The organism is Streptomyces sp. NPDC059852 (genome assembly GCF_042731455.1).
In the GTDB taxonomy this organism is placed as follows: domain Bacteria; phylum Actinomycetota; class Actinomycetes; order Streptomycetales; family Streptomycetaceae; genus Streptomyces.
Genome location: NZ_JBHWJK010000008.1, coordinates 194243 through 217286 on the forward strand (window position 1 = coordinate 194243; position 23044 = coordinate 217286).

At 71.7% G+C, this 23044-nt stretch carries 21 protein-coding genes; 13 read left to right on the forward strand and 8 right to left on the reverse strand.

What is annotated here, in order from left to right; genetic code table 11:
- The first annotated feature begins 52 nt into the window (after window positions 1-52).
- From ACFV46_RS13395 to ppk2, 3 genes are all read left to right on the forward strand, one after another.
- Entirely contained in the window at window positions 53-1432 is a 1380-nt protein-coding gene (locus ACFV46_RS13395) for a mannose-binding protein (protein ID WP_385498185.1), read from the forward strand.
- A gap of 143 nt (window positions 1433-1575) precedes the next feature.
- Window positions 1576-1818, forward strand: coding sequence for a DUF6411 family protein (locus tag ACFV46_RS13400; protein WP_283288574.1), 243 nt, complete (start codon window positions 1576-1578; stop codon window positions 1816-1818).
- Between the two features lie 44 nt (window positions 1819-1862).
- On the forward strand, window positions 1863-2834 hold the full coding sequence (gene ppk2 / locus ACFV46_RS13405) for a polyphosphate kinase 2 (RefSeq protein ID WP_385498187.1): 972 nt from the start codon (window positions 1863-1865) through the stop codon (window positions 2832-2834).
- Between the two features lie 73 nt (window positions 2835-2907).
- Here ppk2 and ACFV46_RS13410 read toward each other — a convergent pair whose 3' ends face one another.
- The 8 genes from ACFV46_RS13410 to ACFV46_RS13445 all read right to left on the reverse strand — a co-directional run bounded on the left by ACFV46_RS13410 (window position 2908) and on the right by ACFV46_RS13445 (window position 11532).
- Window positions 2908-3399 (reverse strand): hypothetical protein, encoded by a 492-nt coding sequence (locus ACFV46_RS13410; RefSeq protein ID WP_385498188.1) that lies wholly within the window; start codon window positions 3397-3399, stop codon window positions 2908-2910.
- Window positions 3400-3642: 243 nt separating this feature from the next.
- Window positions 3643-4653: a LacI family DNA-binding transcriptional regulator gene (locus ACFV46_RS13415; protein WP_283288579.1), complete on the reverse strand. Its 1011-nt coding sequence runs from the start codon at window positions 4651-4653 to the stop codon at window positions 3643-3645.
- Between the two features lie 32 nt (window positions 4654-4685).
- Complete coding sequence (yicI, locus tag ACFV46_RS13420) at window positions 4686-6968, reverse strand: alpha-xylosidase (protein WP_385498190.1); 2283 nt, start codon at window positions 6966-6968, stop codon at window positions 4686-4688.
- An 88-nt stretch (window positions 6969-7056) separates the two neighbouring features.
- The gene (locus ACFV46_RS13425; RefSeq protein WP_385498295.1) at window positions 7057-7842 is read right to left on the reverse strand and encodes a carbohydrate ABC transporter permease; all 786 of its coding nucleotides are present in this window, start codon (window positions 7840-7842) and stop codon (window positions 7057-7059) included.
- Window positions 7843-7874: 32 nt separating this feature from the next.
- Window positions 7875-8777, reverse strand: coding sequence for a carbohydrate ABC transporter permease (locus ACFV46_RS13430; RefSeq protein ID WP_385498191.1), 903 nt, complete (start codon window positions 8775-8777; stop codon window positions 7875-7877).
- Window positions 8774-10069 carry an extracellular solute-binding protein gene (locus tag ACFV46_RS13435; protein ID WP_385498193.1) on the reverse strand — a complete coding sequence of 432 codons (1296 nt, stop codon included), beginning with the start codon at window positions 10067-10069 and terminating at the stop codon, window positions 8774-8776. The genes ACFV46_RS13430 and ACFV46_RS13435 overlap by 4 nt, the downstream gene beginning before the upstream one ends.
- Before the next feature lie 257 nt (window positions 10070-10326).
- Window positions 10327-10863, reverse strand: a complete 537-nt coding sequence (locus tag ACFV46_RS13440; protein ID WP_385498195.1) for a hypothetical protein — start codon at window positions 10861-10863, stop codon at window positions 10327-10329.
- A 123-nt stretch (window positions 10864-10986) separates the two neighbouring features.
- Window positions 10987-11532: a GNAT family N-acetyltransferase gene (locus tag ACFV46_RS13445; protein WP_283291218.1), complete on the reverse strand. Its 546-nt coding sequence runs from the start codon at window positions 11530-11532 to the stop codon at window positions 10987-10989.
- Between the two features lie 151 nt (window positions 11533-11683).
- On the opposite strand from ACFV46_RS13445, the gene ACFV46_RS13450 reads away from it, so the two are divergent.
- The 10 genes from ACFV46_RS13450 to ACFV46_RS13495 are packed head-to-tail and all read left to right on the forward strand — an operon-like array spanning window position 11684 to window position 23014.
- A complete protein-coding gene (locus tag ACFV46_RS13450; protein ID WP_385498196.1) occupies window positions 11684-12940 on the forward strand; it encodes an ATP-grasp domain-containing protein in 1257 nt (418 codons plus the stop codon).
- The gene (locus tag ACFV46_RS13455) at window positions 12937-13839 is read left to right on the forward strand and encodes a Rossmann-like domain-containing protein (protein ID WP_385498197.1); all 903 of its coding nucleotides are present in this window, start codon (window positions 12937-12939) and stop codon (window positions 13837-13839) included. Before ACFV46_RS13450 ends, ACFV46_RS13455 begins: the two co-directional genes overlap by 4 nt.
- Window positions 13818-14912 (forward strand): PLP-dependent cysteine synthase family protein, encoded by a 1095-nt coding sequence (locus tag ACFV46_RS13460; protein ID WP_385498198.1) that lies wholly within the window; start codon window positions 13818-13820, stop codon window positions 14910-14912. Before ACFV46_RS13455 ends, ACFV46_RS13460 begins: the two co-directional genes overlap by 22 nt.
- Window positions 14909-15958, forward strand: coding sequence for a dipeptide epimerase (locus tag ACFV46_RS13465; RefSeq protein ID WP_376726327.1), 1050 nt, complete (start codon window positions 14909-14911; stop codon window positions 15956-15958). Before ACFV46_RS13460 ends, ACFV46_RS13465 begins: the two co-directional genes overlap by 4 nt.
- Window positions 15955-17226 carry an MFS transporter gene (locus tag ACFV46_RS13470; protein WP_376726326.1) on the forward strand — a complete coding sequence of 424 codons (1272 nt, stop codon included), beginning with the start codon at window positions 15955-15957 and terminating at the stop codon, window positions 17224-17226. Before ACFV46_RS13465 ends, ACFV46_RS13470 begins: the two co-directional genes overlap by 4 nt.
- Complete coding sequence (locus ACFV46_RS13475; RefSeq protein ID WP_385498199.1) at window positions 17223-18038, forward strand: class I SAM-dependent methyltransferase; 816 nt, start codon at window positions 17223-17225, stop codon at window positions 18036-18038. The genes ACFV46_RS13470 and ACFV46_RS13475 overlap by 4 nt, the downstream gene beginning before the upstream one ends.
- Before the next feature lie 8 nt (window positions 18039-18046).
- The gene (locus ACFV46_RS13480) at window positions 18047-19630 is read left to right on the forward strand and encodes an ABC transporter substrate-binding protein (protein ID WP_385498200.1); all 1584 of its coding nucleotides are present in this window, start codon (window positions 18047-18049) and stop codon (window positions 19628-19630) included.
- A complete protein-coding gene (locus tag ACFV46_RS13485; protein ID WP_385498201.1) occupies window positions 19627-20580 on the forward strand; it encodes an ABC transporter permease in 954 nt (317 codons plus the stop codon). Before ACFV46_RS13480 ends, ACFV46_RS13485 begins: the two co-directional genes overlap by 4 nt.
- Window positions 20577-21395, forward strand: a complete 819-nt coding sequence (locus tag ACFV46_RS13490; protein ID WP_385498202.1) for an ABC transporter permease — start codon at window positions 20577-20579, stop codon at window positions 21393-21395. Before ACFV46_RS13485 ends, ACFV46_RS13490 begins: the two co-directional genes overlap by 4 nt.
- Entirely contained in the window at window positions 21392-23014 is a 1623-nt protein-coding gene (locus ACFV46_RS13495) for an ABC transporter ATP-binding protein (protein WP_385498203.1), read from the forward strand. The genes ACFV46_RS13490 and ACFV46_RS13495 overlap by 4 nt, the downstream gene beginning before the upstream one ends.
- The last annotated feature ends 30 nt before the right edge of the window (window positions 23015-23044 follow it).

Genomic DNA, 23044 nt, shown 5'->3' on the forward strand with positions numbered 1-23044 from the left:
ATCGGTCGATCGCCGTGAATGCAGGCTAAGTTGGGCCGCACGGGAAGACCTCATGGCTCGAGACGGCGCCGGACCGGCCCGCGGCTGCCACCGCGGCGGACCGGCACCCCTCGACGAGCGGGACCGGGCATCGCACCGGTCCGCCCCGCGCGGCGCGCCCGACCGACGCCCGCCGGACTTCCCGGCGTTCGTCCAGCCGACCACTGCACGGGCCCCGGCCACCACCGACAGCTCCGCCACCGAGGAGGAGTACCGCATGTCCCCCCAGCACCCCACCCCCGACGCGAACGCGGAGGCGGCCGCCACCCGCACAGGGGGCACCGGTTCACCGTCCAGCCCTTCCGCGCCGGACGAGCCGGCACCGGACCGCGGCTCCGCCGCTGAGCCCGGGCCCGCGACCACCGGGCCGGGTTCCGGCGTCGACGGGCCGACACCGGCCTCGGGGACGGAGCCGGACGTACGTAAACGCGAGGACGCGGACGGGGAGGCCGGCGCCGAGAGCGCTCCGTCAGGACCCACCCGAGCGGGTGGGACCGCTGCCGCCGGGGCCGAAGAGGCGGAGGCGGAGAGCGCCGCCACGGGACCGGCGGAGAACGACGTCAGCGCCCCGGGTACGGCGGAGACCCACGACACCACCGCCCCGGCATCGTCCGCGGCGGGCGCGTCCACCGGATCCCCCGAGGCACGCGTCGCCGTGGCCGCGGCCGTCGGGACCATGCCGCCCGACGCCAGGACGGGCACCGGCGTGCGGAGCGGACGCCCCCGCAAGCCGATCCTCGCGGGAGCGGCGGTGGCCGGCGCCGCCCTGATCGCCATACCGCTGCTGCTCACCGGCAGCGCGAGAGACGACGGACCCCCCGACTCCGCCAAGGAGCTGGCCGCGGGAGGTTCCGACACCGTCCTGAACCCGACGTCGGCCCCGGCCGCCCTCGACGACTACGTGGCCGAGAAGCCCAGCCCGTCCCCGAAGAAGGCCAAAGCGACAAAGAGCGCGCCGGCGAAGGTCGCTCCGGCGCAGCCCGCCGCACCCGCGGCGAAGCCCAGCCCGAGCGACAAGCCGGAGTCCAAGCCCAAGGCGAAGCCGAAGCCCAGGACGAGCCCGAAGCCGGACTGGAGCACCGAGACCGTCTACGCGCCCAGTGTCCTGGAGGTCAACCAGGCCTGGACCACCAACCGCATCCGGATGGTCATGCAGACCGACGGCAACCTGGTCGTCTACAACGAGCAGCGCAAGCCGATCTGGGCGTCCATGACGTTCGGCCCGAACCACCGGGCCATCTTCCAGCCGGACGGCAACCTGGTCATCCACAACGGCGAGGACCGCCCCATCTGGGCCTCGCAGACCTGGGGCCATGAAGGGGCCCAGCTGGTCCTGCGTGCCGACGCCAAGGTGGTGATCGTGCAGAACGGCGGCGTGATCTGGTCGACGTGACGCCCCCCGTGGGGCCGTCGTTCCACCCACGGCGGCCCCGCGCCACGCGATCTCGTGGTTCCCCGCGCGCTGCGCCGCGCAGCTCCTTCACATAGTTCGGGCCGGCTGGGGCATTCGGGTCCTACCAGCGAAGGGAGCCCACCATGGTGGTTGTCGGCGTGATCGCCGTCTGTGTCGTTCTGGCCGTCCTCGCGTTCTTCATCCCCCGTTTGTCGCGGCACCCCGAACGGGGCACGCAGCGGACGCTCGGCGCCGGAGCGCGGGCCGGGGGAAAGGCGCCCGGTCCGCTGGGCCGGCTCTTCAGCAAGCCGTTCCACAGCAGCTCGCGCGCGGTGGGCCGCAGCGGTTCGGCCGGTCGCCGGTTCCGCGGCCGCATGCCCTTCTGACCGGCCGTGCGAACGAGCCGATCAGCGCACGGGCAGGGAGCGGGATGACGAGCACAGGGGACGAGGCCGGGCTGCTGGACGGGCTGACCGTGGACGCCAGCCGGCGAGAGCAGCCGATCGTGCTGGACGCCGACGGTCATCCCCTTCGCACCTGGCGGGAGAACTATCCCTACGACCGCAAGGTGAGCCGCAAGGACTACGAGCGGACCAAGCGCATTCTGCAGATCGAGATGCTCAAGCTCCAGCGGTGGGTCAAGGAGACCGGCGCACGAGTGGTCGTCGTGTGCGAGGGGCGTGACGCGGCCGGCAAGGGCGGCACGATCCAGCGGCTCACCGAGCGGCTCAACCCACGCGGCGCGCGCGTGGTCGCCCTGGACAAGCCCACCGAGCGTGAGACGGGCCAGTGGTACTTCCAGCGGTACGTCGCACAACTGCCGACCGCCGGGGAGATCGTCTTCTTCGACCGCTCCTGGTACAACCGGGCGGGCGTGGAGCGGGTGATGGGGTTCTGCTCCAAGGACGAGTACGAGCTGTTCCTCGACCAGTGCCCGACCTTCGAGCGGATGCTGGTCGCCGACGGCGTCCTGCTGGTCAAGTTCTGGTTCTCCGTCTCCCGCTCCGAGCAGCGCACCCGCTTCGCGATCCGGCAGGTCGACCCGGTGCGTCAGTGGAAGCTCTCCCCCACCGACCTGGCCTCGCTGGACCTCTGGGACGACTACACGGAGGCGAAGATCGACATGTTCCGCGCGACGGACACCGAGCACGCCCCCTGGACGGTCGTCAAGAGCAACGACAAGCGGCGCGCACGGCTGGAGACCATGCGCAGCCTGCTCGCCCGCATCGACTACGCCAGCAAGGACGCCGACGCGGTCGGCACACCCGACCCCCTCATCGTCGGCGCCGCGGACACGCTGCTGGAGGCCGGGGAGGAGGCAACCGCCCTGTCTCCGACGCCCTTGTTCCCCGGCGCCGAGGGGCCGGGGAAGCATCCCGAGGCCATGCATGACTCTCAGTAGTCGGCCTCGTGTCGACGCGGGCTCGACCACCTGACGGCGCACGGAGGGCCGTCACATTCGGCGGTGCGTCACCTCAAGCCGGAAGGCAGGCCGGGACGTCGGCGGTGGACGACACGACCTCGGCCTGGAGCCAGCCACTCGTGGGGTAGCCGTTCACGGTCGTGACGACGAGGTAGAAGATCCCGTCGCCGGCCGGGCTCTGCACGGTGCACGCGGCGGAGACGTTGGTGCCGCCAGTCAGGGGAGCGATGACCTCGGCGTTGTCCTGCGGGGCGGCGAGGAGGTTCGACGTCTCGACACCGACCTGCGGGAGCGTGTCCGCCCCGCCCAGTCCCCCGCGCCCTACGGTGTGATTCGTACCGGTGACGTGTCCGGTGCCGGTCAGGATCTGGCCGCACGACTGATAGTTGTTGCTGTTGTTGTTCCCCTGGATGGCAATGGCGCAGGGACCGTGGTCCTCCTGCACGCCCGCGCCGGCGGCCTGAGCCGAGGCACTCGTACCGGCCAGTCCGGCGACGGCCAGAAGGGACGCGGCGGCGGCCAGCGTCAGACGCGTGAGCAGCATCTTCACTCATTTCACGTGATCTTGTGGCACATTCCGTCGCCATCATGGCTTCTCGCTGGTGACGGGGCGTGACGGCGTGACGGGAAGCTCGCCCGGATGGCCCAGAGGGCCTACCCAGGCCGCCACTTGGGCGAGATTCCCGTACCGGATCAGGACGGTCGCCGTGGCCGGACGGACGTCCGAGATCGCGTCCGGCTCCGCTCCGCCGACGAGACCCGCCGGGCCTTACGCCACGAGTGGGTGTCACCCCGCCGGAGGCGCCGTCGTGGCCCGGTGGGTCAGCGTCGCGGGCAGCATCGTCGTCTCCGGGACCTCGTCGTCCTCGGCGAGTTTGGCCATCAGGAGGTCCACCGCGCGGGTGCCTATCTCGGCCGAGGGGATCGAGACCGATGAGAGGGGTACCGGTGCCTGCTCGGCGGTCTCGTCGGGGCAGATCGCGACGACCGAGAGGTCCTCGGGGACGCGCAGGCCCATCGTCTGGAAGGCCGCGATCAGGGGCTGGGTGACGGGCTCGTTGTGGATGACCACCCCGGACAGTTCCGGCTGCTCGTGCAGCAGTCGCTCGGCCATGGCCTGTGCGGCCGCCGGGGTCTCCGGGCAGGGGTGGACGGTGGAGCGCAGGCCGAGGCGGTCGGCGGCTGCTGTGAAGCCGGTGGCGACTCGGCGGGCGAAGCCGGTGCCGCGGACGTACACCTCCGGGGGTGAGCCGACCAGGGCCACGGTGCGGTGGCCGAGCGAGGCGAGGTGTTCCGCGCATGCCTCGCCCGCGCCCGCGAAGTCCAGGTCGATGCAGGTCAGTCCGGCCGGGTCGGAGGGGAAGCCGATCAGGACGGACGGCTGCTCCAGGCCGCGCAGCAGGGGCAGTCTCCGGTCGTCCATCTCGACGTCCATGATGATGAACGCGTCCGCCATGCGGCTCCGGGCGACCCGGTCGATGCCCTCCTCCCCCTCGTTGTGCGTGAGGAGGAGGACATCGTGGTCGTGCTCCCGTGCGGCAGTGGCGACAGAGGTGGCGAACTGCATCACCACGGGCATGTGCATGCCCTTGCGGAGGGGCAGGACCAGGCCGATCACCTGTGACCTGCTGCTGGCCAGGGACCGGGCGCCGGCGTGCGCGCGGTATCCCAGTTCCCGGATGCTGTCCTCTATGCGCCGGCGCGTCTCCTCGGAGATCGGCCTCTTGCCGCTGAGGGCGTAACTGACGGTGCTGGGCGACACGTTGGCGTGCCGCGCCACGTCAGTGATCTTGACCATGCGTGTACCTTCTCGAGTCCCGTCGTGCCCCATCATCCTCGGGTATCGGAGAGTGTGAGGGCGAGAACGGCCGTACCGGCCGCGGCGCGGGCGGAGGGGCCGCCGACGACCTCGATGCCCCAGGGCAGGGAGGCGTCGGAGGTCTCGGCCCGCAGGGTGGATCCTTCGCGCACGACCGTGATCTCGGCCGCCGTCGTGCCGTCCTCGCCGGGGACGCGCACGGTGGTGCGGGAGCCGTCGGCCGGCTCGAAGACCCGGACCGTCACGTCGTCCGCCCACGCGTAGTCGGGACGGTCGTCGACCGAGCCGACCGGGATGGCGGAACCGGGGCGGGCCAGCAGGGGGAGGCTGAGGTGGTCGTGGGTCTCGCGGACCCAGCGGGGGCCGGTGACCTTCTCGCCGGTCGTGAAGTGGGTCCAGGTGCCCTCGGGCACGTAGTACGACACCGCGCCGTCCTCCGAGAACACCGGCGCGACGAGCAGGTCCCCGCCGAGCATGTACTGGCGTTCCAGCGGGGCGCAGGCCGGGTCGTCCGGGAACTCCAGCAGCATGGCCCGCATCATGGGCACGCCTTCCGTGTGTGCCTGGTGCGCGGCGCCGTAGAGGTAGGGCATGAGGCTGAGCTTGAGCTTCGTGAAGTGGCGCAGGACGTCCACGGCCTCCTCGTCGAACAGCCACGGCACGCGGTAGGAGGAGGAGCCGTGCAGGCGGCTGTGCGAGGAGAGCATGCCGAAGGCGGCCCAGCGCTTGAAGAGGCCGGCGTCGGGCAGGCCCTCGAAGCCGCCGATGTCGTGGCTCCAGTAGCCGAATCCGGACAGGCCGAGGGAGAGGCCGCCGCGCAGGGACTCGGCCATCGACTCGTAGGTGGACTCGCAGTCGCCGCCCCAGTGCACGGGGAACTGCTGGCCGCCGGCCGTGGCGGAGCGGGCGAAGAGCACCGCCTCTCCTTCGCCGCGGTGCTTGCGCAGCACGTCGAAGACGGTCTGGTTGAAGAGCTGCGTGTAGTAGTTGTGCATCCGCTCCGGGTCGGAGCCGTCGAACCAGGCGACGTCGGTGGGGACGCGCTCGCCGAAGTCGGTCTTGAAGCAGTCGACGCCCATGTCGAGGAGGGCTTCGAGCTTGGACGCGTACCAGGCGCAGGCGTCGGGGTTGGTGAAGTCCACCAGGGCCATGCCGGGTTGCCAGAGGTCCCACTGCCAGACTCCGCCGTCGGGGCGTCTGAGGAGGTAGCCGGCGTCCTTGCCTTCGGCGAACAGCGGGGAGCGCTGGGCGATGTACGGGTTGATCCATACGCAGATGTGCAGGTCCCGTTCCTTGAGGCGACGCAGCATCCCCTCGGGGTCGGGGAAGACGCGCGGGTCCCACTCGAAGTCGCACCAGTTGAACTCGCGCATCCAGAAGCAGTCGAAGTGGAAGGCGGACAACGGGAGATCGCGTTCGGCCATGCCCTCGACGAAACCGGTGACGGTCTGCTCGTCGTAGGAGGTGGTGAAGGACGTGGTCAGCCACAGTCCGAACGACCAAGCGGGCGGGAGCGCCGGCCGGCCGGTCAGGGCGGTGTACCTGCGCAGGATCTCCTTCGGCGTGGGGCCGTGGATGACGTAGTACTGCAACTGCTGCCGCTCGGCGCTGAACTGGACGCGCGAGACCTGCTCGGAGGCGACCTCGAAGGAGACCTTGCCGGGGTCGTCGACGAAGACGCCGTAGCCGGCGTCGGTCAGATAGAACGGGACGTTCTTGTAGGACTGTTCGCTGCTGGTGCCGCCGTCGGCGTTCCAGATGTCGACGCTCTGGCCGTTCTTGACGAGCGGGCCGAAGCGCTCGCCGAGGCCGTAGACGGATGTGCCGACGCCGAGGCCGAGTTGCTCGCGGATGTAGTGCCTGCCCTCGGCGGTCTCCATCAGCGCCATGGCCCTGGTGTCGCTGCTGGTCAGGGTGCGTCCGTCGGCCTGGAACTCCATGCGCCAGCCGCCGTCCATTCGGAAGCGGACGCTCAGGTCGCCCGAGGTGAGGACGGCCTGCTCGTCGTCGACGGCCACGACGGGATCGTGCGGCTCGTGGCGCAGTTCGAAGTGGGGGCCGGTCTCGACTCCGCCCTCGAAGTGCGTGATGCGCACACCGATGACACCCGGCATCGGCGCGGTGCAGTCGACCGTGATGAGAGGGCCTTTGAGCAGGTCACCGCGGTGGCGGATGGGCTGCGTCGGCGCGTGGACCCGGAGCGTTCCGGGGCCGGGGACGGCATCGAGGACCTCGGCCGGATACGCCGCCGTGATGCCTTCGCGCAGCAGCCAGTACCCGTTGGTGAACTTCATGGACGATGCCTTTCCCGGTGGGCGGCCACCGGCGTTCTCGTACGTGTGGGAGTGGGAGTGGGAGTGGGAGGGGCGAGCCGGGTGCGCGTCACTTCACCGCGCCGACGGCGATGCCCCGGGTCAGGGTCCGCTGGAAGAGCAGGAAGAAGACGATCGCGGGCAGTGCGCCGAGCAGGCCGGCGGCGTTGGTCATGGTCGCGTCCATCAGACGCTGCCCCTGGAGCACGCCGAGCGCCACCGAGACGGTCTGGTTGTCGTTCGACGGCAGCATGACCAGGGGCAGCAGGAACTCGTTCCAGGTCCAGATGAAGAAGAACACCAGCAGGACGCCGATGGTGGGCCGGCTGACCGGGACCACCATGCGCCACAGGATCTGCCAGCTGTTGGCGCCGTCGATCCGGGCGGCCTCGATGATCTCCCTGGGAAAGGCACCGAGCACGGAGGAGAGCAGGTACGTGCCGAAGGCCGCCTGCACGACGCTGAAGACGATGATCAGGCTCAGCCTCGTGTCGTACAGGCCCAGTTCCTTGGACAGGTAGTACAGCGGGTAGACGAGGGCCTCCTGCGGCAGCACGTTGGCCAGCACGAAGAAGGCGAGGAAGTACGCCTTGCCCTTGATGCGGCCGATGCCGATCGCGTACGCGTTGAGGACGGAGAGGATGACGCCGAAGACGGCGACCGACCCGGAGATCACGACCGAGTTCAGCAGGGTGTTGCCGAAGTCGACCCGGATCCAGAAGTCCTTGAGGCCGTCCAGGTAGAGGCCGTGGGGCAGGGACAGCGGGCCGTTCGCGGAGTACTCGGCGGGTGACTTCAGCGCGTTGACGAGGACGATGAGGAGCGGCAGCACCATGAAGACCGCGCCGAGGAGCATCGCCACCAGCACCGGGTAGCGCTTGAGCGCGTTCACTGTGCGTCCTCCGACCGGGTCTGGAAGCGCAGTCCGATCGTGGTCAGCGCCAGGATGATGAGGGTGAGGACCGTCGCGATCGCGGAGCCGTAGCCGACGTCCGTCTTCTCGAAGAACGTCGAGAAGGAGAAGTAGGACGGCACGATGGTCGCGTCGGCGGGACCGCCCTTGGTGAGGACGTAGACCGCGCCGAAGACCTTCAGGGCGGCGATGGTGCACCACAGCATGACGACGTAAATCTCGGGGCGGATCTGGGGCAGCGTCACGTGCCAGAAGCGCTGCCACCAGTTCGTCCCGTCCAGCTCGGCCGCCTCGTGGAGCGAGGGGTCGACCCGCTGGAGGCCCGCCATGAAGATCACGACGGGGAAACCCAGCTGCACCCAGACCATCACGGCCATCACGCTGTAGAGCGCGAAGTCCGGGTCGCCCAGCCAGTCCTGCTGGAGGGAGCCGAGCCCCACCGCCTTCAGCAGCTCGTTGAGGGAGCCGTTCTCGGGGGCCAGGATCCAGCTCCAGACGATGCCCGCGACCGTGATGGGCAGGACCTGGGGCAGGTAGAAGCAGGCCCGCAGCACGCTGGCCGGCTTCGAACCGAAGTGCTTGCCGATGAAGTCGAACAGCGCCGCGGCCACCACGATTCCGACGGCGGTGGGGATCACCGCCATCGCCAGGACCATGGCGACGCTGTGCCGGAAGGACTCCCAGAACCGTGAGTCCTTCATCAGCTCCTGGTAGTTCTCCAGCCCGGCCCAGGTGGGCGAGCCGACGCCCTGCCAGTGGGTGAGGCTGAAGTAGACGTTCATCGCGAACGGCACGATCACGACGGCCAGGAAGGCCAGGACACCCGGGATCAGGTAAAGCGCGTAGGGATTGCGCAGCCGGAGGGGTCGGGCGCTCATGACGTGGGCGCACCCGCGTCATAGGCCTTCTGCAGCTCGTCGAGGACCGCGTCGGGGCTCGCGCTGCCGGTGATCAGCTTCTGGGTGGCGGAGACCAGCACGTCGTAGAAGCCGGGGACCGGCCAGTCCGGGTAGAAGGCGAGGCCGTCCTCGGACGAGACCTTGTTGAAGTTCTCGATCAGCTCCTTGGAGCTGGGGTCGGTGATCGCCGAGGGCTCGGCGGCGACGGGCACGCCGCCGTTGTTGCCGAGGGTGTTCTGGATGCCCTTCTTCATCGTGATGTCGATGAAGTCGTAGGCCAGTTGCTTGTTCTTGGCGTTCTTCGGGACGACCCACAGGTTGCCGCCGGAGCCGAGGGTGAGCTTGCTGCCCGGGAAGAGAAACGAGCCCCACTTGAACTTGTTCTCGTCGCGGAAGCGGCCGTACCACCAGCTGCCGGAGAAGAAGATCGGGGACTTGCCGCCGATGAAGGACACGCCGGCGTCCTCGGCCTTGGCGCCACTGCTGGTCTTGGCGATGTAACCCTTCTTCACCCAGTCCGACAGGGTGTCGGCGGCGTGCGTCCAGGCGGCGTCGTGGAAGTCGGCCTTGCCCTTGTAGAGCTCGAAGGAGTCGACCCAGCCGCGGTCGGCCTTGGTGAGGGCGAGCTGGTACAGGTACTGGTGGGCGGGGTACTCGGCGCCGCCGTTGGCGAGCGGGGTGATGCCCTTGGCCTTGAAGGCGGCGAGGGCCTGCTCGAACTCGTCGAACGTGGTCGGGACCTTCACGCCGTTCTTCGCGAAGAGGTCCTTGTTGTAGTACACCATCGTGTACTCGCCGAAGTTCGGGACGCCGTACCAGTTGCCCGAGCCCATGACGCCCTTGGCGTCGTAGCGGCTGGTGGTCGTGACGCTCGGGCCGAGCAGCTTGTCCCAGCCGTGCTTCGTGACCTGAGGGGTGAGGTCGGTGAGCATCCCCTGCTTGGCCAGCAGGCCGGCGGTGGCGTTCCCCTTGTTGTACTCCATGAGGTCGGGGGCGTTGCTGGAGTTGAGCACCATCGAGGCGGTCTTCTGGATCTGCTCGAAGCCCTTGGCCTCGAACTCGACCTTCACGCCCGGGTGGGACTTCTTGAACTCGTCTATCGCCTGGTTCCAGGCGACGCCCATGGCGCTGTTGGGGGCTTCGTAGTGCCAGAGCTTCAGCGTCTTGCCGTCGCCCTCCGCACCACCGTCGGAGCTCCCGCACGACGTCATCAGCATGACACCCGCCAGGGCGGCTGCTGTGAGAGCCAGCGGTCTGCGCACCTTCACCATTGAAGTGACTCCTACCTGGGCCGAACGGATGAGGCGCCTCGTCGAATCGTTTCGATGAGGCGCGTCGAAGCGCTTCGACGGAGGACCGTATGTACGGCGGCCCCATAGGTCAATAGCGTTTACAAATCCCTCAGAGGTCTTTGCAGTGCTGTTGCGCAGCGGCGACGGGGCGTGCACGCACTCCGGGGCGCGCCGCACCGCCGATCGACGCCTGCCGGCGAAGCGCTCGGCTCTCCGAGCGCGAGCGCGGTGCCGACTCAGGCGACTCCGGCTCCCCTCACGTCGTCCGGGCCGGTCGCGCCAGTGGAATCGGCACCAGACAGCGGGGGCCTGGCGACGGGTGCCTGTTGCAGCGGCGTGTGCTGAGGGTCGACAGACAGACGAGCGGCGTTGATGAACTCGAGGCGGGCGGATTCCATCTCGTCCCGGGCCCGACGCCACACCTGCTCACCCGAGGCGGTCTGATCGATGAACTGGTCGCTGTGCGCCCAGAACACCTCGTCGATCCTTGCCGCCGCCTGTACCACGGCAGGGCTGCCCACGAGCCAGATCGTGCCCAACGCGACGTTCCACGGCACCCAGTCCACGGAGTCGCCGTGCTTCCAGGCACGGCGCAACGCGAGCTGGATGCGCGTGGACTCGGCGACGATGGCCGAACAGGCGTCGATCTGCTTCTCGCGCGACCAGTGCATCCGGTTGATGCGGCTGGTGAGGTACGAGCCGGCGACGACACCGATCAACGCGGCCGCGACACCTCCGGCCGTGGTGACCGTCGTTGCCCAGTCCCATGACATCCGATCCCCCCTTACGGCTGCCACCGCTTGAGGACCACTCTGCCCAGCCCGGCCCCGGCGGCATGCGCAGCGTTCGGCGCAGAGGCCCTGTTCCGGCCACCGTCTGCGCTCAGCAGGGCGTTCTCAGAGCGGGATCTCGAAGTGGACGGTGGCGACACCCGGGCCATGCTCACCCGTGGTGCGGGCGTCGAAGATCTCCTTGGCGATGCCGCGCCAGAAGGCCTCGGCGCCCGGCACCCGTGTGTTGGTGTGGAGGTAGAGGCGGTCGTAGCCCGCCGTCCCGGCCACGAAGTCGCGGGCCTCCTCGACCAGTGTGCGCGCCAGGCCCCGGCGCCGGTGCTCGGGGCGGACGTAGACGCGGACCAACTGGGCGGTGGTGCCGGACGGATAGCGTTCGGCCAGCCGGCGGGGGTGCGGCGGGTGGGCCGGGCCCGTCGAGTGCACGCCGGTGGTGGCGACCACCTCGCCGCCGTGGAGGGCGACCAGCAGGACGTGGCGGGGGTCGTCGAGGTACGTGCCCTCGATGTCCACCACGTCGCGGTGCCAGCGGGGTACGTAGCCGTAGCCGAACTCCTCGTAGAAGGTGTCGAGCATGACGGCGCGGGCGCCGTCGACGTCCTCGGCGGTCGCGGGACGCACGGTGTAGCCGGTCGGTGTGGTGCGGGGCATCGGCAGTTCCTTCCTCAGTTCGGCCTCGTCGGGGCCTCGTCGGAGCCTCACGCTACCTGACAATGAAAATGATTACCGATATCGTGTCGACGACGTCGCGGCCCTGGGCTTTCCAGGCCGCGTCCTTCGCGACGACATGAAAAGGGGAGCCGTGGCCCATCTGCTGGTGGTCGAGAGCTGGGTCGGATCGATGAGCAGGCTGTTGCCCCGGGCGATCCGGGAGGGTGGCCACGAGTTCACCTTCCTCACCCGAGACCTGCACCACTACCTGCGTGCCGCACCCGAGGGCACCGCGCACCCGCTGCTCGGGGCGCGCAACGTGATCACCGCGGACACCAACGACGTGGAGACACTGGTGCCCCAAGTGCAGCGCCTGCACGGCGTGCTGGGGTTCGACGGGGTGCTCACGTCGTGCGACTACTACCTGCCGGTGGTGGCGCGTACGGCCGCCCGGCTCGGGCTGCCCGGACCGGCTCCCGAGGCGATCGAGAACGCCTGCCGCAAGGACGCCACCCGCCGGGTGCTGGCGGAGGCAGGGGTGCCCGGGCCGCGGTTCGGGGTGCACGAGGAATGGGCCGACATCGCGCGGTGTGCGGGGGACATCGGCTATCCGCTGGTGGTCAAGCCCGTGGACCTGTGCGCCGGCATGCTGGTGCGGCGGGTGGACGACGAGGCGCAGCTCGCCGCCGCCGTCAAGGCGCTGGCCGACTTCCCGGTCAACGCGCGTGGGCAGCGACGGTCGTCCGCCGTGCTGCTGGAAGAGCTGCTGGACGGCCCGGAGGTGAGCGTCGAGTCGGTCTCGCACGCGGGCGTGGTGCACGTCGTCGGCGTGACGGACAAGAGCGTCGGCGGGGAGCCGGCGTTCATCGAGACCGGCCACATGTTCCCCGCCGCCCTGTCCGCCGCGGACATGGGGGCCGTCGAGCGGACCGCGCTCGGCGCGATCACGGCGCTCGGCCTCACGGACGGCGTGGTGGCGCACACCGAGATCAAGCTGACGTCGGCCGGGCCTCGCGTGGTCGAGGTCAATCCACGTCCTGCGGGGAACCGCATCACCGAGTTGCTACGGCATGTCACCGGCATCGACCTCGCCGCCGCCTTCGTCGACGTCAGCCTGGGCCACTCCCCCGACCTGCGGCGCACGGACACCGGACTGCGCAGCGCCGCCATCGGCTTCCTCGTACCGGAGGTCACGGGCACCCTCGCGGCGCTGGACGGCGGTTGTGTGCGGACGGCGCCGGACGTGCTCGAGGTGGAACTCGCCGAGCCGGGCCGGCAGGTGAAGGCGGCGGGCAGCAACAACGAGTACCTGGGGCATGTCATGGCGGGCGACCCGTCGGGCGGCGGCGCTCGTGCCCGCGTCGAGTCGCTGCTGGCCGAGGTGCGGTCCGGGATGGTGATCCGATGAGGACCGTCGGCTCGCCGTCCGCCGGTGCGGCCCAGGCCCCTGCCGGCCCGGTCTGCGCCGACCCGCTCTCCGCCGGCGGCGCCACGACGTTCGAGGAGTTGCTCTCCCTCACCCGTGCCGGCGAACTCGGTCCCGATCCGGCCGGGTTGCGGGTCTCCGTGGCCTTCACCACCCGGCAGGCCGTGCGGCACGAGGGGCGCGGTACCGGGTACCGCAACGAGGTCCTGAGCCTGCGTCTGGCCGAGGCCGTCGGCAGTTGCGCGGTCGAGCCCGGTGCGCTGCCCGACGGCGCGGTGGAGGACTGTGCCGGCGCGGACGTGGCCCGGCTGCTCGGGCACCCGATGCTGCCGGTGCGGGTCGCCGCGCTCGACGCCTACCTGATGCACGCCTTCCCGCACATCCCGGAGAACGGCGCGCGGCCCGTCGCCCTGCCGGCCGGGACGTCGCTGGAGAAGTCGCGGGTCCGGGCGGACGCGGTCGCCGGGCTGCTCGTCCTGCCGCCCGGGTCGACGGTGCTCGTGGTCGGCGTGGTCAACTCCCTGCTGGAGGCCCTGCGTTCACGAGGGCTGCGCTACATCCCCTGCGACCTCAAGGGCGGCGTCACCGAGTGGGGCGAACCGGTCGCCACCGACGCGCTCGCCTCGGCCGGCCGCTGCGACGCCCTGCTCGTGTCCGGGATGACCCTGGGCAACGGGACCTTCGAAGCGCTGCGGGAGCACGCGGCGCGGCACGACAAGCCGCTGGTGATGTTCGCCCAGACCGGCAGCGCCGTACTCCCCCGGCTGCTGGGGCACGGGGTGAGCGCGGTGTGTGCCGAGCCGTATCCCTTCTTCTGGCTGGACGGCGGCCCCGGCACCGTCCACCGCTACCGCGCCGGATGCCCGGGAGGCACCCCGTGACCACCGCCCTGCGGGCCACCGCCCGCCCGGAACTGCTCACGTTGCTCGGTCGCACCCCGGTTCTCCGCGTCACCGCCGACCTGCCCGGCCCCCACCCCGGTTTCTGGGCCAAACTCGAAGGGCTCGCGGCGGGCGGGATGAAGGCGCGGGCCGCCGTGTCGATGCTGATGGGTGCCCGGGAGCGCGGCGAACTGCGCCCCGGCGTCCCCGTCGTGGAGTCCACCTCCGGCACCCTCGGCATCGGGCTCGCCTTCGCCGGACAGGCTCTGGGCCATCCGGTCGTCCTGGTCGGCGACAGCGAACTCGAGCCGTCCACACGGCAGTTGCTGCGCTCGTACGGGGTGCGGCTGGAGATCGTGGACCGGCCCGAGGCGCGGGGCGGCTGGCAGGCCGCGCGGATCTCCCGGCTGCGCGCCCTGCTCGCCGTACTGCCCGACGCCTACTGGCCCGACCAGTACAACAACCCCGACAACACGGCCGGCTACGCCTCGCTCGCCGCCGAACTCGCCGCCCAGCTCGACCACGTGGACGTGCTGGTGTGCAGCGTGGGCACCGGCGGGCACAGCGCCGGCGTGATCGGTCCCCTGCGGCGGCACTGGCCGGCCCTGCGGCTGATCGGTGTCGACTCCGTCGGCTCCACCATCTTCGGCCAGCCCGCCCGGCCCCGTCTGATGCGCGGCCTGGGCAGCAGCATCCATCCGCGCAACGTCGCCCACCACGCCTTCGACGAGGTGCACTGGGTGGGACCGGCCGAGGCCGTGGACAGCTGTCGGCGGCTCGCCCGGGGCAGTTTCGTCAGCGGTGGCTGGAGCACCGGTGCCGTCGCCCGCGTCGCCGCCTGGGCGGCCCGGGTCCACCCGGGCGCGGTCGTCGCCACCGTCTTCCCCGACGGGCCGCACCGCTACCTCTCCACCGTCTACGACGACGACTTCACGACCGCCCACGGCGTCGATCCCGCCGCCGCGGCCGTCCGCCCCGTGGAGATCCCGCACCCGTACGCGACCGAGGCCACCGGCTGGGCGCGCTGCACCCGTGTCACCGATCCGGGCGCGCCGCGTGAGGAGGACCGATGAGGACCGAACTGCACACCGTACGCCTGGAGCTCGCCGAGCCGTTGCGCATCTCCCGCTCGACGATGTCCGGCCGTGACGCAGTCCAGTTGAGTGTCAGGCATGAGGGTGTGACCGGTCACGGCGAGGCGGTCGCCAGCGTCTACTACCGGCTCGACGCCGTGGGACTCGCGCGGCACCTCACCGACGCCGGTGCGGATCTGGACCGTTTCCCCGATCCCGAGACCGCGCTGGAAGCCCTGCGTACGGGTGAGTTGGCCGCAGGTGACACTCCCCCGGCCGTGACCGCCGCCGTCGAGGCGGCTCTGATGGACCTCGTCGGCAAGCGCGCCGGCGAGCCTGTCCACCGGCTCCTCGGCACCGAGGACACCCCGGTCGCGGCCACCGCCCGCACCATCGGCATCACATCGCCTTCACGTGCGGCGGCGCAGGCCCGCGCCCTCGCGGCGAGCGGCTTCCAGGTGCTCAAGGTGAAGGCGGGGGCGACCGATCCGGAGGAGGATGTCGAACGCGTCCGGGCGGTCCGGGACGCCGCGCCCCACGCACGGCTGCTCCTCGACCCCAACGGCGCCTGGACCGCCGGGCGGGCGCGGGCCCTGCTGCCCCGCTTCGCCGCGCTCGGCGTCGAGGCCGTCGAGCAGCCGCTCGCCCCCGGCGACCCGGAAGGGCTGGCCGCGCTGGCCGAGCGGTCACCGCTGCCCGTCATCGCCGACGAGGACGCCGTCGACCTGGAGGACGTGCGCCGCCTGGCCGGGCGCGTCCACGGCGTCAACGTCAAGCTCGCCAAGTGCGGCGGGGTGTACGCGGCACTGCGCATCGCCGAGTCGATCGACGGCAGCGGCACGCGGCTGATGCTGGGCTGTCTGGCCGCCAGCACGCTGGGGATCGCGCCCGCCGTGCACCTCGCCGGCCGGGCCCACTGGGCCGACCTGGACGGGCACCTGCTGCTCGCGCACGACCCGTGGACCGGCATCGGGGGTCGGGACGGCTGGGTTCGGGCGAGCGGCTCGCCGGGGCTGGGCGTCACACCGCGGGACGGGGCGCCGTGAAGACCTGGCACGAGATACGCCGCCTGCCACCCGCCGTTCGGCTCCTGCTGGTCAACCAGTTCGGCGTCAACACCGGCTTCTACCTCCTCATCCCCTACCTCGCCACCCACCTCACCGAGAACCTGGGCCTGTCGGCCGCCGTCGCCGGTGTCGTCCTGGGCGTCAGGAACCTCAGCCAGCAGGGGCTGTTCGTCATCGGCGGCTCCGCCTCCGACCGGCTGGGCGCGCGAGGCGTCATCATCGCCGGCTGCACGCTGCGCACCGCCGGGTTCGCGCTGTTCGCGCTCGGCGACCACCTGGCCGTCCTGCTCGCGGCGTCCGTCCTCAGCGGGTTCGCGGGCGCGCTGTTCAACCCCGCCGTCCGTGCCTACGTCGCGCGGGAGACCGAGGGACGCAGGGCCGAGGCGTTCGCCCTGTTCAATGTGTTCGCCACCACGGGGGCGCTGATCGGCCCGCTGCTGGGCAGCGCGCTGCTGCTGGTCGACTTCCGCACCTCGGCGCTGACGGCCGCCGGCGTCTTCGCGGTCCTGACGGTCGCACAGGCCCTGATGCTGCCCGCCCGGCCCGTCGAGCCGAGCGGGGGCGGGGTGCTCGCCGACTGGCGGGAGGTGCTGGGCAACCGCGCCTTCCTGGCCTTCGCGCTCGCCATGTCCGGCCTGTTCACCCTGGAGAGCCAGCTGTACCTGCTGCTGCCCGACGCGGCACGGCGGGCCACCGGCTGGGACGGTGCCGCCGGTCTGGTCTTCGTGGTCGGCGCCCTCGCGAGCCTCCTGCTCCAGCTGCGGCTGACCCGTGCGCTCCATCGGCGAGGGGACCGGGCCCGCTGGGTCGCGACGGGGCTGTGCCTCATGGCGTCGGCGTTCCTGCCGCCCGTCCTGGTCGCCACGGCGTCCGACGGCCCGGACGGCGCGGTGTCGCGGGTGCTGCCCGTGCTGGCGGGCGCCCTGCTGCTGTACCTCGGGCTGATGGTCGCCCAGCCGTTCGTGATGGACATGGTCCCCGCCTTCGGCCGCCCGGGACTGACCGGCACCCACTTCGGCCTCTTCTACGTCGTCTCCGGTGTCGCCGCAGCGATCGGCAACGCGGTCGTCGGGTGGGCCATGGACACCGGGCGGCACGGCGACGCCGCGTGGCTGCCGTGGGCGTGCTGCGCGCTCACCGGGCTCGCCTCGGCAGTCGGTGTCCTGCGGTTGCGCCGCCTGGGGAAGCTGCCCGCGCCGCCGCATCCCCCCGTCCCCGCCGCCGTACGAGGAAGGACCCCGGCATGACCTCCGTGGTGCACAACCTGCTCACCGACCACCCCGCCCTGTACGAGGCCCGCTTCCCCGACCCCGGTCGCCTGGCCGCACGCTGGACGCTGGACTGCCTGCGGCGGCACGGCGCCGGGGCGCGCGTACTGGACCTCGGCTGCGGAACCGGCCGAGACGCGGCGTGGCTGCTGGGCGCCGGCCGTACGGTGATCGGCGCTGACCTCTCCGAGGCGATGCTCGCCTACGCCCGTGAGCATCACCCCGGACCCGAGTACGTCCGCGCCGACCTGCACGGATTCGACCTCGGGCGAGCCGTGTGCGACGCCGTGGTGTGCCTGGACAGCGCCCTGCTGTACTGCCACACCAACGACCAGCTCGACGGCTTCCTGTCCTCCTGCCGCCACGCCCTCGCGCCGGGCGGGCTGCTCGTCGCGGAGATGCGCAACGGCGCGTACTTCCTCGGCCGCACCGACCTCCTCGACACACCGAGGACCGACGCGTTCACCTGGCAGGGCACCGTCCGCCGATCCGTCACCACCCTCACGGTGGACCGTACGGACCAACTGCTGCGCCGCAGGCGCGTGTGGACCGCCGACGACGGCTCCGAACCCGTCGAGCAGTACTCCGCGTGGCGGCTGCTGTTCCCGCAGGAGCTGCGGTACCTGCTGGCCGGCCATGGCTTCGAGGTCCTGGAGCTCCACGACGGACCCGGCCCGCGAACCGAACCGCCCTGGCAGGAGGACCTGCTCCCCGGGCACACCACGGACGCCGACCGGCTGCACGTGGTGGCCCGTCTCATCCAGCCGCCCACCCGCACGACCACCCATTGAGGATTCCCATGCACGACGCTTCGACCCACCGTCCCTCCCCCTTCCCCGAGCTGCGCCGTCGCGGCTTCCTCGCCGCGACCGGCGCCGGCGCGCTCGCCCTGGCCGGGTGCGGCGGCCCCGGCGCCGACGACGGGGCGGGCCAGGACGGCGGCTCGCCCAGGAGGGGCGGGCGGCTGCGCGCCGCCTTCGCCGGCGGGGGTGCGAGCGAGACCCTCGATCCGCACCTCGCCAACCTGTTCGCCGATGCCGCCCGCGCGAAGGCCCTGTTCGACAAGCTCGCCGACTACGGCGCCGACCTGTCCGCCGTGCCCCGCCTCGCGGAGAGCTGGGAGCCCGGCAAGACGCTGGACCGCTGGCACGTCACCCTGCGCGAGGCCGTCTTCCACGACGGCAGCCCCGTCACCGCGCGGGACGTCCTCTACAGCTACCGCCGGATCGCCGACCCGAAGCGGGCGTTCCGCGCCAGGGCGTCGCTGGAGCCGATCGACCTCGACGCCAGCCGCGCCACCGGCGAACGCTCCGTCGAGTTCGTGCTCAAGCGGCCCACGGCCGAATTCCCCAACGTGCTCGCCGCGTTCGGCGCGTACATCGTGCCCGAGGGCGCCGCCGACTTCGACGAGAAGCCGGTCGGCTCCGGTCCGTTCCGCTTCGTGTCCTTCACACCCGGCCGCTCGGCGGTCTTCCGCCGCCACGACGCCTACTGGGAGGGCGCCCCGCATCTCGACGAGATCGAGTTCGTCGTGGCCAACGAGGAGTCCGCGCGGGTCAACGCGCTGCTCGGCGGGCAGGTCGAGTACGCGCACGAACTCAACCCCACCACCGCCCGCGCCCACGAGAACAAGGGACGGATCGAGATCGTGCGGCTGCGCGGCAGCGCCATGCAGGCGTTCTGCATGAAGACCGACCGGCCGCCCTTCGACGACGCACGGGTGCGTCAGGCGTTCTTCCTCATCGCCGACCGCCAGGAACTCGTCGACGGTGCGCTGTCCGGCGCGGGCGAGGTCGGCAACGACCTGTTCGGCAAGGGGTACGAGTACTACGCCGACGGCCTGCCCCAGCGCGAACAGGACCTCGACAGGGCCCGCTCGCTGCTGAAGCGGGCCGGCGCCGAGGGCCTGAAGGTCACCCTGAACACCTCCGCCGTCGCCGCCGGGTTCACCGAGGCGGCCGGCATCTTCCGCGACCAGGCGAGGAGGGCCGGGGTCACCGTCGAGGTCGCGATGGGCAGCAAGGACTCCTACTGGAGCGACATCCTCGACAACGGCACCCTGTCCTGTTACCGCTCGGGAGCCATGCCCATCGAGGCCCACATCTCCCAGCGGCTGCTCACCGGTTCCACCACGAACGCCACCAAGTGGCGGCACAAGGACTTCGACGCGCTCTATCAGCAGGCCCAGTCCACCCGCGACCGGGCCGGGCGCGCCGCCGTCTACGAACGCATGCAGCGCCGCCTGTACGCGGAAGGCGGCTTCCTGGTCTGGGGGTTCGCGGACTGGATCATCGGAACGGCCTCACGGGTCAGGGGGGTCGACGCGAAGGCGCCCGCCAACACCCTGGACTGGGCCCGCTTCGACACGGTGTGGCTCACGTGAGCACACCGCGTTCCTTCGTCGCCCGGCGGCTGTTCCTCGGCGGCCTGCAGACCGTGGCCGTGGTGCTGCTGGTCTTCGCGCTCACCGAGGCGCTGCCGGGCGACGCCGCGGTCGCCCTCGCCGGGGACCAGCCCGACCCGGCCCGCGTCGCGGCCATCCGGGAGGCGATGGAGCTGGACCGGCCGGCCTGGGAGCGACTGGCCCACTGGGCGGCGGGGCTGCCGCGGGGCGACCTCGGCACCTCGCTGGTCTCCGGCCGTCCCGTGCGCCAGTACCTCGCCGACGGCTTCGGCCCGACCCTGCTGCTGGCGTCCCTGACCGTGGCGCTGCTGGTGCCGGTGGGGTTCGGGCTCGGGGTGCTGGCCGCCCGGCACGCGGGCCGACCGGTGGACCGGCTGATCAGCTCCGTGACACTGGCCGTGTACGCGGTCCCCGAGTTCGCCCTCGGGGTGCTGCTGGTGACGGTGTTCGCGCTGCGGCTCGGCTGGCTGCCGCCGACCGCCCTCGGCTACGGCACCGACCTGCTCGCCCATCCGGCGGCGCTGGTCCTGCCCGTACTGCTGCTGCTGTCGCGGCCGGTGTGCTCGCTGGCGCGGCTGGTCCGCGCCGGCATGATCGACGCCCTCGCCTCCCCGTACGTGGCGCACGCCCGCCGCTACGGTGTGTCCGGCGTCCGGATCCGGTACGCGCACGCGCTGCCGAACGCGTTGGCGCCCGCCGCGCAGCAGTTGGCCCGCACGGTCGACTGGCTGCTGTGCGGTGTCGTGGTGGTGGAGGCCCTGTTCGTGATCCCCGGGCTCGGCACCGTCCTGCTGGGTGCGGTCGCCGAACGGGACGTGCCCGTGGTGCAGGGACTGGCGGTGGTGTTCGGCGTGCTGACCGTCGTCCTGAATCTGGGTGCCGACCTGGTCGCCCACCGGTTCACACCGCGGGCGGGGGTGGCCGCGTGAGGGTCGTGTGGACCGGCCGCTTCGCCCTCGGGGTCACCGTCGTCGCAGTACCGCTCGTTCTCGCGCTGCTCGGCCCGGTGGTCGCGGGTGATCCGGGTCCGCGGGCCGCGTCCTTCACACCGGGTGAAGGCCACTGGCTCGGCACCGACTTCGTGGGGCGGGATGTGTGGTGGCAGGCGCTGCACGGCGGGCGGCCGGTGCTGCTGACCGCGCTCGCCGCGACCGCCCTGACCTACCTGGTCGCCCTCCCGGTCGGTCTGTTCGGCGCGCTCACCCGGCACCGCTGGCTGGAGGAACTGCTGATGCGCCCCCTGGACGTACTGCTCGCGGTGCCGTCGCTGCTGCTGGTCCTGCTGACGGCCACCGTGTTCTCGCCGGGCGCCGTGGGTCTCACCCTGCTGGTCGCGCTGGCCAACGTGCCGGACGCGGCCCGGCTGGTGCGCGCCGCCGCCGCGGAGGCCGCCGCCCGGCCGGCGGTCGAGGCACTGCGTCTGCAGGGCGAGACGTGGTGGCGGACGGCCGTGGGGTATGTCGGCCGCGCCATGCTGCGCCCCCTGGCCGCCGACGCCGGCACCCGGCTCACCGGTGTGCTCTACCTGGTCGCCACGGCCGCCTTCCTGGGGGTCGGCGTGGCGCCCGACGCCGCGGACTGGGCGGTCATGGTGGACCGCAACCGGACGGGGCTGTTCGTGCAGCCGTGGGCCGTGGTCGTCCCCGCCGTGCTGATCGTCACGCTGACGACGGGGACGAACCTCCTCTTCGACGCGGCGCTGGACGAGGGTGGACGGCGGGCGAGGAAGGAGGGACGTTCGTGAACGACGAGCACACGGCTGCGGATCCCGTCGCCGAGATCCGCGATCTGCGCGTTGTCGTGGAGGGCCGGGCGATCGTCGACGGGGTGAGCCTGCGGGTCCGGCCCGGCAGGGTCACCGCGTTGATCGGCGCGTCGGGCAGCGGCAAGACGACCACCGGGCTGGCCCTGCTCGGCGAGTACCCGGAGGGTGCCCGCGTCACGGGTGAGGTACGGGTGGCGGACGGCGGCCTGGTCGGTTACGTTCCCCAGCATCCTGCGGCGGCTCTCAACCCCGCCCGTCGCGTCTCCGCGCTGCTGACCGACATCGCCCGCACGCGGGTACGCCGGCTTCCGCTGCGGCAACGCCGGGCGGCGGCACGCGACCGCGTCCTGGACGTCCTGACGGAGGCGCAACTCCCGCACCCGGCCATGCTCTTGCGGGGCCATCCCCACCAGCTCTCCGGCGGCCAGCAGCAACGCGTCGTCCTGGCGCAGGCGTTGCTGTTCGGGGCGCGGGTCGTCGTGGCCGACGAGCCCACCACGGGGCAGGACGCCCTGACCAAGAGCCGTATCGTCGAGCGGTTGCGGGCCGTCGCGGCCCGTGGCATCGGGGTGCTGCTGCTCAGCCACGACCTGGACGTGGTGCACTCCCTCGCCGACGAGGTGGTGGTGCTGCGCGCCGGCCGGGTCGTCGAATCCGGCCCGGCCGAGCGGATCCTCACCGCACCCCGGGACCGAAGGACGCGTGAACTGCTGCACGGGCGCACGCAGTCGACGGACGCCGAGTACCTGGCCTCCGGGCATACGCCACCACGGGCGCGCGAAGCGCTGCCCGCTGTACCGACCGGCGGCGGGCCGACGCCCGTCCTCCGGATACGCGGCCTCACGGCCCGGCACCGCGACGGCGCACGCGGCTCCGCCGTGGTGGTGCGCGTCCCCGAACTCACCCTGTACCCGGGCCGGTCGCTCGCCGTGGTCGGCCGCTCCGGCAGCGGCAAGACCACCCTGGCCCGCTGTGTCGCCGGCCTCCACCGGGACCTCGGCGGTGAGATCCTCCTCGGTGACGATCCGCTGCCGCGCAGTCTGCGTGACCGCAGTCGCGCGCAGTTGGCGGCGGTGCAGTACGTCTTCCAGGACCCGCGCGCAGCCTTCGACGAGCATCGCCCCGTCGTCCAGCAGGTCGCCCGGACGGCCGTACGCCTGCTGGGTACCGACCAGGACGCGGCGATGCGGGAGGCACTGACCACTCTGGCCGGACTCGGTCTCCCGGAGGAGGCGGCCCACCGGCGTCCGGGCAGGCTGTCCGGCGGCGAGCTCCAGCGTGCCGGCCTGGCCCGCGCCCTGCTCGCACGTCCCCGCGTCCTGATCTGCGATGAGATCACCTCGGGCCTGGACCCGCTCACCCGGCGGGGCGTCCTCGACCTGCTCACCGGACTGGTCGAGGACCGCGGCGACCTGTCCCTGGTCCTGATCACCCACGACCTGAGCACGGCGGCGCTGGCCGACCGCGTCGCCGTCCTGGACGGCGGGGAGCTCGTCGAGGAGGGTCCGACGCGGCGGGTTCTGGCGACCCCGACCCATCCCTTCACCATCGCCCTGACACGGGCGGCCGCCCGGCCGGTGACAGGGACGACCCGATGACCGCGGGGCGGAGGGACGCAACGGCGGGTC

Excerpts from the sequence above, each read along its gene's own strand:
- ACFV46_RS13395 (WP_385498185.1), top strand. The coding sequence starts at position 53 with ATGGCTCGAGACGGCGCCGGACCGGCCCGCGGCTGCCACCGCGGCGGA.
- ACFV46_RS13415 (WP_283288579.1), bottom strand. The coding sequence starts at position 4,653 with ATGGTCAAGATCACTGACGTGGCGCGGCACGCCAACGTGTCGCCCAGC.
- ACFV46_RS13425 (WP_385498295.1), bottom strand. The coding sequence starts at position 7,842 with ATGCTCCTCGGCGCGGTCTTCATGGTGCTGCCGCTCCTCATCGTCCTC.
- ppk2 (WP_385498187.1), top strand. The coding sequence starts at position 1,863 with ATGACGAGCACAGGGGACGAGGCCGGGCTGCTGGACGGGCTGACCGTG.
- ACFV46_RS13460 (WP_385498198.1), top strand. The coding sequence starts at position 13,818 with ATGCCCGGGAGGCACCCCGTGACCACCGCCCTGCGGGCCACCGCCCGC.
- ACFV46_RS13435 (WP_385498193.1), bottom strand. The coding sequence starts at position 10,069 with ATGGTGAAGGTGCGCAGACCGCTGGCTCTCACAGCAGCCGCCCTGGCG.
- ACFV46_RS13475 (WP_385498199.1), top strand. The coding sequence starts at position 17,223 with ATGACCTCCGTGGTGCACAACCTGCTCACCGACCACCCCGCCCTGTAC.
- ACFV46_RS13440 (WP_385498195.1), bottom strand. The coding sequence starts at position 10,863 with ATGTCATGGGACTGGGCAACGACGGTCACCACGGCCGGAGGTGTCGCG.
- ACFV46_RS13455 (WP_385498197.1), top strand. The coding sequence starts at position 12,937 with ATGAGGACCGTCGGCTCGCCGTCCGCCGGTGCGGCCCAGGCCCCTGCC.
- ACFV46_RS13400 (WP_283288574.1), top strand. The coding sequence starts at position 1,576 with ATGGTGGTTGTCGGCGTGATCGCCGTCTGTGTCGTTCTGGCCGTCCTC.
- ACFV46_RS13430 (WP_385498191.1), bottom strand. The coding sequence starts at position 8,777 with ATGAGCGCCCGACCCCTCCGGCTGCGCAATCCCTACGCGCTTTACCTG.
- yicI (WP_385498190.1), bottom strand. The coding sequence starts at position 6,968 with ATGAAGTTCACCAACGGGTACTGGCTGCTGCGCGAAGGCATCACGGCG.
- ACFV46_RS13465 (WP_376726327.1), top strand. The coding sequence starts at position 14,909 with ATGAGGACCGAACTGCACACCGTACGCCTGGAGCTCGCCGAGCCGTTG.
- ACFV46_RS13445 (WP_283291218.1), bottom strand. The coding sequence starts at position 11,532 with ATGCCCCGCACCACACCGACCGGCTACACCGTGCGTCCCGCGACCGCC.
- ACFV46_RS13480 (WP_385498200.1), top strand. The coding sequence starts at position 18,047 with ATGCACGACGCTTCGACCCACCGTCCCTCCCCCTTCCCCGAGCTGCGC.
- ACFV46_RS13410 (WP_385498188.1), bottom strand. The coding sequence starts at position 3,399 with ATGCTGCTCACGCGTCTGACGCTGGCCGCCGCCGCGTCCCTTCTGGCC.